This is a genomic window from Bordetella genomosp. 7, from assembly GCF_002261265.1.
Classification (GTDB): domain Bacteria; phylum Pseudomonadota; class Gammaproteobacteria; order Burkholderiales; family Burkholderiaceae_B; genus Bordetella_A.
Genome location: NZ_NEVK01000003.1, coordinates 912,112 through 926,512, shown reverse-complemented (window position 1 = coordinate 926,512; position 14,401 = coordinate 912,112). Strand labels below are relative to the sequence as shown.

General features: G+C 66.2%; 11 protein-coding genes. 7 read left to right on the top strand and 4 right to left on the bottom strand.

Annotation, left to right across the window (positions count from 1 at the left end; genetic code table 11):
• Nucleotides 1–30 precede the first annotated feature (30 nt).
• The 6 genes from CAL19_RS06705 (at nt 31) to CAL19_RS06680 (ending at nt 6,950) form a co-directional block, all read left to right on the top strand.
• A complete protein-coding gene (locus CAL19_RS06705; protein ID WP_026638209.1) occupies nt 31–1,212 on the top strand; it encodes an acetyl-CoA C-acyltransferase in 1,182 nt (393 codons plus the stop codon).
• A 12-nt stretch (nt 1,213–1,224) separates the two neighbouring features.
• On the top strand, nt 1,225–2,421 hold the full coding sequence (locus CAL19_RS06700; RefSeq protein WP_026638210.1) for an acyl-CoA dehydrogenase family protein: 1,197 nt from the start codon (nt 1,225–1,227) through the stop codon (nt 2,419–2,421).
• 16 nt (nt 2,422–2,437) lie between these two features.
• Entirely contained in the window at nt 2,438–3,577 is a 1,140-nt protein-coding gene (locus CAL19_RS06695; RefSeq protein ID WP_094796324.1) for an acyl-CoA dehydrogenase family protein, read from the top strand.
• A gap of 4 nt (nt 3,578–3,581) precedes the next feature.
• Nucleotides 3,582–4,820 carry a CaiB/BaiF CoA transferase family protein gene (locus tag CAL19_RS06690; RefSeq protein WP_026638212.1) on the top strand — a complete coding sequence of 413 codons (1,239 nt, stop codon included), beginning with the start codon at nt 3,582–3,584 and terminating at the stop codon, nt 4,818–4,820.
• Nucleotides 4,821–4,894: 74 nt separating this feature from the next.
• Nucleotides 4,895–5,884, top strand: coding sequence for a Bug family tripartite tricarboxylate transporter substrate binding protein (locus CAL19_RS06685; protein ID WP_094796323.1), 990 nt, complete (start codon nt 4,895–4,897; stop codon nt 5,882–5,884).
• Between the two features lie 82 nt (nt 5,885–5,966).
• Entirely contained in the window at nt 5,967–6,950 is a 984-nt protein-coding gene (locus CAL19_RS06680) for a tripartite tricarboxylate transporter substrate binding protein (protein ID WP_094796322.1), read from the top strand.
• Nucleotides 6,951–6,998: 48 nt separating this feature from the next.
• Here the strand turns inward: CAL19_RS06680 and CAL19_RS06675 are convergent, their stop codons facing one another.
• Nucleotides 6,999–8,234, bottom strand: a complete 1,236-nt coding sequence (locus tag CAL19_RS06675) for a multidrug effflux MFS transporter (RefSeq protein WP_051423615.1) — start codon at nt 8,232–8,234, stop codon at nt 6,999–7,001.
• Between the two features lie 511 nt (nt 8,235–8,745).
• On the opposite strand from CAL19_RS06675, the gene CAL19_RS06670 reads away from it, so the two are divergent.
• The gene (locus tag CAL19_RS06670; RefSeq protein ID WP_026638215.1) at nt 8,746–9,453 is read left to right on the top strand and encodes a glutathione S-transferase N-terminal domain-containing protein; all 708 of its coding nucleotides are present in this window, start codon (nt 8,746–8,748) and stop codon (nt 9,451–9,453) included.
• Nucleotides 9,454–9,467: 14 nt separating this feature from the next.
• Here the strand turns inward: CAL19_RS06670 and CAL19_RS06665 are convergent, their stop codons facing one another.
• The 3 genes from CAL19_RS06665 to CAL19_RS06655 form a co-directional block, all read right to left on the bottom strand.
• Nucleotides 9,468–9,872 carry a YbaN family protein gene (locus tag CAL19_RS06665; protein WP_094796321.1) on the bottom strand — a complete coding sequence of 135 codons (405 nt, stop codon included), beginning with the start codon at nt 9,870–9,872 and terminating at the stop codon, nt 9,468–9,470.
• 81 nt (nt 9,873–9,953) lie between these two features.
• Nucleotides 9,954–13,283 (bottom strand): acetate--CoA ligase family protein, encoded by a 3,330-nt coding sequence (locus CAL19_RS19900; RefSeq protein WP_094796320.1) that lies wholly within the window; start codon nt 13,281–13,283, stop codon nt 9,954–9,956.
• Nucleotides 13,284–13,452: 169 nt separating this feature from the next.
• Nucleotides 13,453–14,367 (bottom strand): LysR family transcriptional regulator, encoded by a 915-nt coding sequence (locus CAL19_RS06655; protein WP_026638218.1) that lies wholly within the window; start codon nt 14,365–14,367, stop codon nt 13,453–13,455.
• Nucleotides 14,368–14,401 lie beyond the last annotated feature (34 nt).

Genomic DNA, 14,401 nt, shown 5'->3' with positions numbered 1-14,401 from the left:
GCCGCCATGCCGCCTAACCGGAATACCATCATGCGCGAAGCCGTCATTGTTTCTACCGCACGTACCCCTATCACCAAAGCCCATCGCGGCGAGTTCAACCTGACACCCGGCCCCACCCTGGCCGCGTACGCCGTGCGCGCGGCAGTGGACCGCGCCGGTATCGATCCCGCCATGATCGAGGACGCCATCCTCGGCTGCGGCTACCCTGAAGGCACGACTGGCCGCAACATAGGCCGGCAGGCCGTGATACGCGCCGGGCTGCCGGTCAGCGTCGGAGGCGCCACCGTCAACCGTTTCTGCGCGTCGGGCCTGCAGGCCATCGCCAGCGCGGCCGCGCGCATCGTCATGGACGGCGCGTCCGCAATGATCGCCGGCGGGGTTGAATCCATTTCACACATCCGCACGCGCGATGATCCCAACGCGGGCACGGACCCCTGGATTCTGCAGCACAAGCCCGAGCTTTACCTGCCCATGATCGAAACGGCCGACATCGTCGCCGCGCGCTATGGCATCAGCCGCGAAGCGCAAGACCGCTTCAGCGTCGAAAGCCAGCGCCGCACCGCCGAGGCCCAGCAAGCCGGCCGGTATCGCGACGAAATCATCGCCGTGAGCACTACGATGGCCGTCACAGACAAGGCGACCGGCGCCGTCACGCAACGCGAAGTCACCGTGGACGCCGACACCTGCAACCGTCCCGGCACCACTTACGAAAGCCTGGCCGGGCTCGCCCCCGTACGCGGAGACGGCCAGTTCGTCACCGCGGGCAACGCATCACAGCTTTCCGACGGCGCGGCAGCCTGCGTCCTGATGGAAGCGCGCGATGCAGAACGCGCCGGACTGCAGCCGCTGGGCGCCTTCCGGGGCCTGGCGATTGCCGGATGCGAGCCCGACGAAATGGGAATCGGCCCCGTCTATGCGGTGCCGCGCCTGCTCGAACGCCACGGGCTCAAGGCCGACGATATCGGGCTGTGGGAACTGAACGAAGCGTTCGCCTCGCAAGCCATTTACTGCCAGCAAATGCTGGGCATTCCTGCCGAGCGGCTCAACGTCGACGGCGGAGCCATATCGCTGGGGCATCCGTTTGGCGTGACCGGTGCCCGGCTGGCCGGCCACGTACTCATCGAAGGACGCCGCCGCGGCGTCCGGCACGCAATGGTCACCATGTGCGTGGGCGGCGGCATGGGCGCGGCGGGCCTGTTTGAAATCTATTGAAAAGACGACTCCATGGACCTGAATTTCACCCCCGAAGAAGAAGCCTTCCGCGACGAGGTGCGCGCCTTCCTGGCGGCCGAGCTTCCCGAGCGCCTGGCGCGAAAAGTGCGCGAGAACCGCCACCTGTCCAAGGCCGACATGGAATCGTGGCACGCCATCCTGAATGCCCGCGGCTGGCTGGCCAGCCACTGGCCCGTGGAATACGGCGGCACCGGCTGGACGGCCGTAGAGAAATTCATCTTCGAAAATGAATGCGCGCTGGCGCACGCACCGCGCATCGTGCCCTTCGGGCTGAGCATGCTAGGCCCCGTGCTTATCAAGTATGGCAACGAAGCACAAAAGCGCTATTGGCTGCCGCGCATCCTGGATGGATCCGACTGGTGGTGCCAGGGCTATTCCGAACCCGGCGCCGGGTCGGACCTGGCGTCGTTGAAAACCAGCGCGGTGCGCGACGGCGACCACTATATCGTCAACGGGCAGAAAACCTGGACGACCCTGGGCCAGCACGCCAACATGATCTTCTGCCTGGTGCGCACGCGCACCGATGGCAAGCCCCAGGAAGGCATCAGCTTCCTGCTCATCGACATGAATTCCCCCGGCATCGAAGTGCGCCCCATCATCACCCTGGACGGCAGCCACGAAGTCAACGAAGTGTTCTTCTCGGACGTGCGCGTGCCGGTAGATAACCTGGTGGGCGAGGAGAATCGCGGGTGGTCCTGCGCCAAGTACCTGCTTACCTACGAGCGCACCAACATCGCGGGCGTGGGTTTGTCTACCGCTGCCCTGCAGCAGCTCAAGGCGGTTGCGGCGCGCCAGCGCAGCAACGGCAAGCCGCTTTCCCAAGATCCTGCCTTCGCCGCACGCCTGGCGCGCGTCGAGATCGAGCTCGACAACATGCGCATCACCAATTTGCGCGTGCTGGCTGCTGCGGCCCACGGCGCGGCGCCCGGCGCGGAAAGCTCGATGCTAAAGATACGCGGCACCCAGATCCGCCAGGAACTTGCCGCCTTGAACCGCAGGGCCATGGGCGTCTACGCGCGCCCCTATATCGCGCAGGCCCTCGAAGGCGATTACGACGGCCCGCAGATCGGGCCCGATGGCGCTGACAGCGCCGCGGCCCAATATTTCAATTTCCGCAAGCTGTCCATTTTCGGTGGCTCGAACGAAATCCAGAAGAACATCATCTCCAAGATGATTCTCGGCCTTTGAGCAAGGAATTAACCCCATGAATTTCGAGCACACCGATGACCGGCGCATGCTGTCGGACATGTTGAAACGCTTCGTGGCCGAGCAATACACGTTCCCGGTCCGCGATCGCATCGCCCGGTCGTCCGAAGGCTATAGCGCCGACTTCTGGCAACGCTACGCAGAACTGGGCGCCATCTCTGCGCTGTTTTCCGAATCCGATGGCGGCCTGGGCGGCGCCGGGTTCGATATCGCTGTGGTATTCGAGGCCTTGGGCCGCGGCCTGGTCGTCGAGCCTTTTCTCGATGCCTTGATCGCGGGCGACGCCATTGCCGCCGTCGGTTCCCCGGGCCAGAAAGGCATATTGGCCGATCTGCAGGCCGGCTCGGCCGTCGTGGCCCTGGCGCACGCCGAGCCCGACGCGGGCTACACACTGTCTCGTGTCGACACGCGCGCGCAATCCGAGCCGGATGGCGGATGGCGCCTGGACGGCGCCAAGGCCGTCGTCACCCACGCCGAGCATGCCCGCCACTTCGTCGTGTCGGCCCGCACCGGCGGCAATGTGGACGACACCGACGGCATCACGCTTTTCCTGGTGCCCGCGGACGCGGCCGGGCTGCAGGTGCAGGGCTATCCGCTGATCGACGGCGGCCGGGCGGGCGACCTTACGCTTGCCAACGTGCGCGTCGCAGCGGATGCGGTGCTGGGGCAGCCCGGCAAAGCCTATGCCGTGCTGGAACGCAGTACCGGCAAGGGCATCCTGGCTCTGTGCGCCGAAGCCGTGGGCGCCATGGATGCCGCGCGCGACGCCACCCTGGCCTACTTGCAGACGCGCCAGCAGTTCGGCGTTCCCATCGGCCGCTTCCAGGCCTTGCAACACCGCATGGCCGACCTCCTGCTCGACATCGAGCAGGCCCGCTCGTCGGTCATCAACGCGGCCGCCCAGCTCGACCACCCCGACCGCGCCACCCGCGAACGCGCATTGTCCGCCGCCAAGCACACCATCGGGCGCGTCGGCGCCATGGTGGCCGAAGAGTGCATCCAGCTGCACGGAGGCATCGGCATGACATGGGAACTGCCCCTGGCCCACTACGCCAAGCGCCTCGTCATGATCGACCATCAACTCGGCGACGAAGACCACCACCTTGCGCGCTTCATCGCCCTGTCCCCCCAGGATTGACGCCATGGACCCACACCACGCACCCGTCGATGAACTGGACTTTCCCCTGGAGGGCGTACGCGTCCTGGACCTGTCGCGCGTCTTTGCCGGGCCGCTCTGCGGCCAGGTGCTAGCCGACTTCGGCGCCGACGTCGTCAAGGTCGAACACCCGGTGCGCGGCGACGATACGCGCGACTGGGGCATGCGCATCGGCAAGACCGAAACCACCTACTACAACAGCATGAACCGCAACAAGCGGTCGCTGACGCTGGATCTGCAATCGCCCGAAGGCCTGGACATCATCCATCGCATGCTGCCGCAGTTCGACGTCGTGCTGCACAACTTCAAGAGCGGCGGGGCCGAGAAGCTGGGCCTGGGCTACGCGCAGCTCAAGGCCATCAAGCCCGACCTGATCTATTGCGCCATCAGCGGCTACAACAGCTCGGGCCCCGAGGCGGCCCGGCCGGGATACGACCTGGTCATCCAGGGCGAGACCGGCCTGATGGCGATCAACGGCGAGGCGGACCAGCCTCCGCTGAAATTCGGTGTTGCCGCGGTGGACATGATGACCGGCATGTATGCCGCGCAGGCCGTGCTGGCCGCGCTGTTCCGGCGCGAACGCACCGGCCGGGGCAGGTTGATCGAGATGGCGCTGTACGACTGCGGCATCATGATCACCAGCTACTACGGGCTGGACGCCATGCTGCTGGGCCACGATCCGCAACGCTACGGCAACGCCCATCCGTCCATCGTGCCTTACGGCATGTTCGAGGCGGCCGACGGCCCTTTGATCATTGCGGTGGGCACCAACGCCCAGTTCGACAAATTCTGCCGTCAGGTGGTCATGCGGCCGGACATTGTCGAAGACCCCCGCTATGCCACCAATGTCGAACGCGCCAAGAACCGCCTGACGCTGCTGCCGATGGTGACGGCGCTGATACGCGAATTTCCGCGCGACCTGCTGCTGCAGCGCCTGGCCGCTTGCGGCATCCCGTGCGGAAAAGTGCTGGGTCTGCACGAGGCACTGACCAGCCAGCGCACCCGCCAAGGGGGGCTGCTGCAAGACATGCCCCACCCCGCAGCGGGCGCCACGTCGGTGTTTGCCCCGCCCTACCGGCTCGACGGCCAGCGCCTACCGATCCGTCATGCCCCGCCCACGCTGGGCGAAGGCACGCGCGACCTGCTGCGAGGCCTGTTGGGGCTTACCGACGAGCATCTCGAAGCACTGCGGGCGCAGGGCGTGTTGACCCTGCCCGACGAATGAGCCCGGGATTGAAACCCCGGCCAGAACCGGAACAGCGCCTTTGCGCCCCCCATACCCAACCGTTGAGATTCCGTATGCGTACTTGTGTTTTCGCGTTTGCCCGCCGCGCCGCCCTGGCGATTGCGACCGGCCTGCTTACCGCCGGTCTTGCCGTGGCGCAACCTTACCCCGGCAAGCCAGTCAGGCTCATCGTGCCTTTCCCCCCGGGCGGGCCCACCGACGTGGCCTCGCGGTTGGTGGGACAGCAGCTCGAGGCACGGCTGCAACAGCCGGTCATTGTCGAGAATCGTCCGGGGGCATCAGGCTCCATCGCGGCCAACCAGCTCAAGCGCGCGGCGCCCGATGGCTACACCTTGATGATGCTGGCCACGCCCACGCTGTTCGCGCCATTTTTCTATAAGAACGTGGGCTACGAGACGCCCAAGGACTTCCAGCCCGTCGCCACCGTCTATGACCTGCCGATCGTGGTAGTGGTCAATCCGCAAAGCCTGCCGCAAGTACACACCCTTGCCGAGCTCGTCGATTATGCAAAGGCGCGCCCGGGCGAACTGAATTACGCCAGCTCCGGTGCGGGCAGCTTCGGCCACATGACCATGGAACTGCTGCAGGACGTGGGCGGCTTCAAGATGCAACACGTGGCCTACAAGGGGGGCGTACCGGCCATTACCGACACAATCGGCGGCCAGGTTTCCATGATGTACGCCGATCTGGTGGCCGCACTGCCCCACATCCAGGCAGGCAAGCTGCGCGCCCTTGCCGTCGGCTCGCCGCGCCGGGTATCGGTGTTGCCCGATGTGCCCACCATCAGCGAACAAGGTTTCGACGGGTTCGACGCCGTGTCCTGGGGCGGCCTGCTGGCGCCTGCCGGCACGCCGCCCGCCGTCATCGACCGCCTGGACCGCGAGCTGCAGGCCATTCTTGCCGACCCGGACGTGCAGCAGAAGCTGCTCAATGCCGGCACGATCGCGCACTTCGAGCCCGCGCCGGCCATGGCCGGACGCATCGCCAGCGATTATCAGAAATGGGGCGCGCTCGCGCGCGAGAAAGGCATGACGGCCGAATAACCGCCTGCCCGCCCGTTGCATCCGCCTTCGCGCGGCATACCAAGCCGGCACGGCCGCCGGCACCACTAAAGGAGACAAACCCATGCAACCCACTTTGACACGCCGCACTTGCCTGGCACTGGCCCTGGCCGCAGCGGGCGCCGTCGCACTGCCGCTGACCGCCGTGGCGCAAGCCAAATTTCCCACCCAGCCCATCACATTGATCGTGCCCTTTCCGGCGGGCGGCTCGACCGACCGGCACCTTCGGGCCATAGCCGAGGACGCCAGCAAGCATCTTGGGCAGAACGTCATCGTCGAAAACCGGCCCGGAGCCGGCGGCACGCTCGGCCCCGCCAACATGGCGAAGTCGGCCAAACCGGACGGCTACACGATCAGCCTGTTTCCCCTGGGCATGCTGCGCATGCCATACATGATGAAAACCGATTGGGATCCGATCAAGGACTTCACCTATATCGTCGGCCTGTCTGGCTACACATTCGGCTTCACCGTGCGCGCCGACTCTCCGTTCAAGACATTCAATGAGTACATCGAGGCGGCGCGAACCAAGCCGGGCACCATCGATTACGGCTCCACCGGCGTCGGCTCGTCGCCCCACCTGCTGATGGAAGAAATCGCCATCAACGCCAACGTAAAGCTCAACCACGTGCCCTTCAAGGGCAACGCCGACATGCAGCAGGCGCTGCTGGGCGGCCACATCATGGCCCAAAGCGATGCCACCGGCTGGGACCAGTTCGTCGATTCCGGCAAGATGCGCCTGCTGGTGACATTCGGCGAAGAGCGCACCAAGCGCTGGCCCGATGTGCCGACAGCCAAAGAGCTGGGCTACGGTGTCGTATCCAGCTCGCCCTACGGGCTGGCGGGGCCTGCGGGCATGGATCCCAAGGTGGTACGCATCCTGCACGATGCGTTCAAGCAGGCATTGCTGTCGCCGCGCAGCGTGGAAGTCATGAAGCAGTTGAACCAGGAACCTGCCTATCGCAGCAGCGACGACTATCGCGAATGGGCTATTGCCACCTACGCCAAAGACAAGCAGCTGATCGAGCAACTGGGGCTGCTGGCCAAGTAGCGCGCGGCCGACGCGGGCGCCGCCGCCTCGCGGCCGCCCACGTCGGCGCTACCGGATATCCGGTGCGCGTCCCGCCATCCAGAAGCACATCTGGCCCAGCACGCCCGCGCACGCAAGAACCAGCGCCGTGGAAAATGCCGGCGACATGCCCAGCCCGGCCAACGCCGTGCACAGGGCGCCCACCCCCATCTGCACGCCGCCATACAGGCCCGATGCCGAGCCGATTACGGCGGGATTGACGTTAATGGCCAATGTGAGCGCGGTGGGCCCGGCCACGCCCGTTCCGAGCGTGTACAGGAACATCAGCACGATAATGGGCAATGCCGTGGCGTGGCCTGCCAGCACCAGCGCCAGGAACACCAGCGCGGCCCCCGCGCTCAGCATGCTCCCCATAACCAGCAGCCGCGCCAGTGGCAGCCGGCCGATCAGCCGGGTAGTGATGGCGCTGCCCAGCCACACGCCGGAAACGAGCACGGCCAGGTAAAAGCCCAGCTCATCCGGCGGACGATGCAGTTCGTTCACAAAGATGAATGGCGCCGACGCCACGAAAGCAAACATCGAAGTCGTGGCGCATCCGCCGCCTATGGCGTAGCCCAGGAAGCGGCGCGAGCCCAGCAATTGCCGGTAATGACGGGCCAGTGCGGCTGCGCTGACGCGCGCCAGCGCAGCCCCCGTCTCGGGCAACAAGCGCCATGCAAACAGCAAGTTCGCCACGCCCAGCAGGCACATGACGAACAGCACCGCCCGCCACCCCAGCGTCGCGGCCAAGGCGCCGCCCACAATAGGCGCGACGCCCGGTGCCACAGTTACCATCAGGTTGAGCAGCGCGAGCCGCTTTGCGGCTTCGGCGGGCGCTGCCGTGTCGCGCACCATCGCGCGGCCCAGCACCACGCCAGCGCAACCGCCCAGGGCCTGGAACAGCCGCGCCGCGATCAGCGCATACACCTGCGGGGCGAGCGTGGCCGCCAGCCCCGCCACCGTGTAGAGCGCCAGCCCCGCCATCAACACCCGCCGCCTTCCATAGCGGTCCGACAGCGGACCATAGATCAACTGCCCTACGGCCAGGCCGATGATGTAAAGACTGACGGTGAGCTGCATGGCGCCGCTGCCCGCACGCAGGTCGCTCCCGGCCATCGCCAGGGCGGGCACAAAAATGTGCATCGCCAGCGTCCCGCTGAACGTAAACAGGGCCAGCATCCAGAGCGGCACATGCGCCGGCGGGGCGCTATCGGCCGGGGCGTTGCGCCCGCGGTCACGACCTTCCCCGGAAATTAGATGATGCATCAATTAAGTGTAGCACCCGCCTCTGTCGGGCTTCAGCACAGGCAATTTCCGCTACGCCGCCCCGGGCAGCCCGGCGCTGGCACGCCACGTGCTGCAGTGCTAGGCCTTAACTGAAAGGAGGTTGTTATGAAAGTCAGCTTGCTCGCGTTACCTGTCGTTGCCGTCAGCCTCGTGCTGGGCGGTTGTAGCGGCCACCATCGCCACGGCCACGACACATCCTATGACCGCTCTCACACGCAGAGCCCCCCGCCCCCACCGCCGGCGGGCGTTCCGGACAACAACAGCAACACGCCGGCTCCCCAGTATCCCGCCACGGGCGGCAGCCGCTGAACGTCCAACGCGAACGGCCGCCCTGGCGGCTGTTCGCCCACCGCAAGGGCCCCCACGCCCGGTCTGGCGCAACGCGCGGCGGCTGCATCCCGCGACAGGACGCCCGACGCAGCGGCGCCCGACGCAGCGGCGCCAGAACCGCTACGATAGACAGGTCCACCAACCAGCAAAAAGGACCGCAATGGCAGACCTGAGCAACTTCCCCATTACCCGCAAATGGCCCGCCCGGCACCCGGACCGCATCCAGCTGTATTCATTGCCCACCCCCAACGGCGTCAAAGTCTCGATCATGCTTGAAGAAACCGGACTGCCCTACGAGGCCCACCGCGTTTCGTTCGACACACAAGACCAGATGTCGCCGGAGTTTCTGTCTCTGAACCCCAACAACAAGATCCCCGCCATTCTTGACCCCGACGGCCCCGGCGGCAAACCCCTGGGCCTGTTCGAGTCGGGCGCCATCCTGGTGTACCTGGCCGACAAGAGCGGGCGCTTCATGCCGCAAGATCCGGCAGCTCGCTACCAGACGCTGCAGTGGCTGATGTTCCAGATGGGCGGCATCGGACCCATGTTCGGCCAGCTCGGCTTCTTTCATAAGTTCGCCGGCAAAGATTACGAAGACAAGCGGCCGCGTGACCGCTACGTGGCCGAATCCGCGCGCCTGTTGAAAGTACTCGACGGGCACCTGGCCGGGCGCGCATGGATCATGGGCGATGACTACACCATCGCCGACATAGCCACCTTTCCCTGGATACGCAACCTGATCGGCTTCTATGGCGCGGGCGACCTGGTCGGCATCGCCGATTTCCCCAACGTGCTGCGCGTACTAGAGGCCTTCGTCGACCGCCCGGCCGTCCAGCGAGGCCTGGAGATTCCGTCGCCCCAAGGCTGACCGGCGCATCACCCTCATCGGCGCGGCGCGGGACGGGTCACCACCCACGCCGCGCAGGCCGCCATGAACGCGGCCACCAGCAGCCCCAGCCACCAGGCAGGGTCCGTGGTGACCCAGAAGACCACCAGGCCCAGCGTCATGCCCGCCACCGCAAGCATCTTGCTGCGTGACGAAATAGCGCCTTGTTCCCGCCACGCCACCAACGGCGGGCCGAAACGCGGGTGCTGCAACAGATAGGCCTCCCAACGCGGCGACGCCCGGCCAAAGCAGCCCGCCGCCAGGATGACGAAAATGGTCGTAGGCATGACGGGCAACAACGCGCCCACCACGGCCAGCGCCAGCATCAGCATGCCCAGCGCCCAGTACGCCCTGCGTCTCCAGCGCCCTTGTTTTTCGGTTTTGTGTTGCTTGCCGGCCATGCGCACGACGACGTTCCCTGTCCATCAGTGCCGGCGGCATCGCGCCGGACGTATCAGGAAGCAATCGTACCGCGTCGGCGCTTACCCCACGCGCCGCACCGGCGGGTAATCGAATGTCCCTTCCAGATGAGCACGCTGCGGCTGGTATAGGCGCAGCGTCAGGTAGAAGCCCTCGTCGCGCGGCGCGGGCAGCCAGTTGCGGCCTTCCCCGGGGTGATCGGCCCGGATATCGATGCTCAGGCCGCCATCTGCGTCGTAGACCAGGCCAGGCGTGCGGTCTCCGATCGAATGGCGCGCGATAGGATTGGCGACCAGCAGGCAATCGCTGCGGCGGTACAGCGTGATCGACCAGAATGCGCCCACTTGCGGGCCGCCCTGCGGCGGAAACCGCAAGACATAGCGCGATGCGCCATTCAGCGGCGCGCCATTAGCATCGACCTCTGCCATGATGTACATAGCTTCGTCGATACCGAGCGTACCGATCCAGTTGCGCGCCACACGCGCGCGAGTCTCGATGTCTTGGCCAAAATTCGTCCGTACGGTCACGGCTGTGGTCCAACCGCCTCCCAGTTCCGATGGCTGGGCCACCTCGCGCAGGTCGGTGTAGACCCTGGCCAGCGCCTGTTGCAAGTCGGACGACGCCCCGGGCGGCCAATGCGGCAACGCGGTTGGCGATGGATTGCGCGCCAGCATCACGTCCAGCACGCGCAGATATTCGTCGGCGTCGGGCACGCCGGTTTCACGGTTGTCCAGCAGCACGTCCAGCCGCGCCAAGGCCGGCGACCCGTCGGGGCGCGTGATGGCATAGAGGTCCTGCAGGGCATGCACGCGCGCCAGATCTTGCGGATCGGGATCGGCCAATATGCGGCCTATCACCCATATGTCATCACCCGGCGCGCTGATGACGTGCGTGCCGGCCGGCGCCTGGCCACGCCAGCCCGGGCCATGCACGAACAGGCGTTGCGCGTCGCCTCCCGTCGTGCGCCGTCCGGCGTACGCCCAGGGATTCGTCCAGGCGTCAAGAAAGCCCAGCACCCAGTATCGCTGCCCCATGGCCGGCACATGGATCACCAGCGGCCCTTGCGACAAGTCCAGCCACGCATTGGTAAAAAGGGTGTCGTTGTTAGGCGTCACCACTTCTTTATCTTGCGGCCCCCGCAGCCGCCGCGTGTGCGTGAACTGATTTACCCAGCGCTGCCGCGAACCGGGGCTGTCGCCCGCGTAGCCCGCCGCCGCATGCTTGCGCGCGGTATTGGACGCCCGCATGCGCGCCATTTCGAATAGCGGAAGTGTGGTCATTACGGCTTGCAGGGCGTCCGCACCGGCGGGCTCTCGCGCCAGCAGCACCGCATCCAGGGCGCAGGCGCCCTGCCCCTTGGGCAATACGACGAAGGGATTGAGCTCCACCAATTCAAGCGCATCGCCGGCCGCGACGGCAAACTTCGACAACTGCACCATGGCATCGGCCAAGGCCTCCACATCTGCCTCGGGCGCGCCGCGGAACCCGTAGAGCAGTGGCGCCGTTTTCAGTTCGCCGATCATCTCGCGCGCCTGCCGATGGCTTATCGGCGCAAGCCGCAGGCTGATGTCGCCCATCAGTTCCACATGCAGACCACCCGCCCCGAGCATCAGCACGCAGCCCAGCACAGGATCGCGGCGCACGCCCAGAATGCATTCCACCCCGCCTGTGACCATAGGCGCCAGCAGCACGCCCTGCACGGTTGCGTGGGCAGCCCGGGACCGGACAGCCTGCATGATGCCGTCGTAGGCCTGGGCAGCGGCCAAGGCATTCTCGATGCCCAATCGGACGCCGCCGACGTCGCTCTTGTGCGTAATGTCGGGCGACAACACTTTCATCGCCACGGGAAAGCCCAGCTCACTTGCATGTTGCGCGGCCTCGTCGGACCCGAACGCCCGCCGCGTGGGCACCACGGGTATGCCGTGGGCGTCCAGAACCTGCATCGCATCGGCTTCGCTGTAGGCGCCGCCGCGCAATGCCACCGGCGCGCCCGCCTCGATGGTGGCGGGCGCAGCGCGGTACTCTTGAAAAAAGCGCAGCGCAGCCAATACCCGGATGGCGCGTGCCGGGTCGCTATAGCAGAGGCACCGTTGCGCCAGCAGCGCCTCGTGCTGCGCCTGGTCAGCCAAGGTGCTGAAAATGACCAGGCGATCCGGATATTCCTCGCCCAAGGCGCGGGCCAGTTGGCGTTGCATTTGCTGCATGGCGGGCATACCCCCGAAAGCCGCCAGGAAGATCAGCAGGCTGCCGTATCCCCCCTGCCCGAGCATGGCGCGCGCGGCCGTTTCCAGCAATGCCGGGTCCGCCGTCACCTGTCCGGTGAGATCGACGGGATTCTGCGTCGCGGCCAGGGGCGCGCGTTCGCGTATCAGCGTTTGCGCCTCGGCCGGCATCCCGGCCACGTCCAGGCCAGCTTCGGCCGCATCGTCGGCCATCATGGCGCCCACCCCGCCCGATACGGTCAGCAGGCCGACACGCGTATTGGAAGGACGCCTTCCTGCCGCAAGGCAATGGGCGATATCGAAGAACTCGTCGATGCTGCGGGCTCGCCACGCGCCGTGCTGGCGCAATAACGCCTCATACACGGCATCGTCGCCGGCCAGGGCAGCCGTATGCGAAGCCGCCGCCATGGCGCCCAGGGCCGTGCGGCCCACTTTTACCGCCACCACCGGCTTGTCGGCGGCGCGCGCAAGCTCCAGCGCCTGCCTGAGCCTGGCGCCATCGCGGCAGCCTTCCAGATACGCCATGATGACCTTTGTTGAGGGATCCTGCGCCATCCATGCGATACAGTCGGCGACGTCGATGTCCGACTCATTGCCGGTGGTGATCCACATAGAAAGGCCCAGCCCGCGCTTGCGCGCCATGGCGTAGGCGTAGGCGCCGAATGCGCCGCTCTGGCTGACCAGGCCTGCCGGGCCGGACCGCGCCGGGCCAGTGGACACGACCGGCGAAAAAGTTGCGTACACCGAACGGGCAATATTCACGAAGCCCAGGCAGTTGGGACCCAGCACCCGGATGCCGGCCCGTCGCGCCTTCTGCATGAAGGCGCGTTGCGCGCACGCGCCCTGCGAACCGGTCTCGGCGAACCCCCCCGAGAACATGACGACATTCTTCACCCCGGCTGCAATGGCATCGTCCAGTGCCGCGTCTACGGCGGCTGCCGGGATCGCGAAAATCGCCAGATCGATGGGCTGCCCCACGGCCTGCAATGAAGCATATGCCGTTTGTCCATCGATTTGCGGGGCCCGCGCATTGATCGCATACACCTTGCCCGCGTACCCGTAATCCGCAAGATACCGGACCGGCACCCCGCCGATCTTGCCCGGGTGAGCCGAGGCGCCCACCACCGCGATGGAGCCGGGTGACAGGAAAGCGTCCAAGTCTGTCGTCATGAGTATCCCGATACCTGCCGTAGCGCGACCGCACGGAGCGCGCGAAACCCAACGCTGGCAAATTCGAAAGATACCGGCGCGCTTTTTATCGGACAAGACGAGTTTTCCGAGCAATTTATAAGCGCAGATTATTTATCGCGCCGCGACGCCCCGCGTTGCGGGCATGGACTCACTGCGGCGGCGCGCCCTGCGCATCCCCCCGCGCGGCGTGCAGCGTGTAATCGAGGAAACTCTCCACTGCCGGCGACAGCGACAACCGGGGACGCGCGAACAATGCGATACGCCACGTCACGACGGGCTGGCGTAACGGCCGAAATACCAGGCCAAACCCTTCGACCAGTGATCGAGCCATAGACGGGCATATCGCCCACCCCGGCCTGACTCTCAATAAGGCCAACGCCGTGTTGACCCGATGCACCTGCACAATGCTGTGGGGATGATGGCGGGACGGCACATTGCTGAGCACATTGCGTACAAGGTTGGGCATATAGCTGATCAGCGGCCGCTCGCGCAACGCCTTCCAGGTGACGGACTCGCCCGCGGCCAGCGGATCGTCCGCCCGCAGCGCCGCCCACAACGGGTCCACGCGCAGCGGGTGCGCTTCGAAAGCATCGTCCGTCAGCACTCCCGCAGGCCCGAAACCTATATCCGCGCTGCCGCCCTGCAGGCCCGCCAGCACCTGCTCGATCGGCACGTCGTCGAAGCGGACATCCACGCCCGGATAGCGGGCGCCGTAGCCGGCCATGAGCTCGGGCATCAACGTGCACGACAGTGTCTCGGGCGCGGCAACGCGCACCAGTCCGCGCCGCAGTTCTTTCAGATTGGTCACCCTGGCGAGCGCCTCGTCCAGGTCCGCCAACACCCGCCGCACCATGGGCTCGAACTCGGACCCCACGGCCGACGCCTGCACACTGCGCGTATTACGGTCGAGCAGCCGGACGCCCAACCGGGCTTCCAGTTCCTTGACCAGGCCGCTCAGCGCCGCCTGCGATAGATGCATCGTGTCGGCGGCCGTGGAAAAGCTGCCGCTTTCCAGCACGGCAATGAACGCCCGCAACTGTCTCAGTGTGACTTCAACGGCCATCGTCATCTCCCGTGGTGGCTTGCGGCCGGCAGCA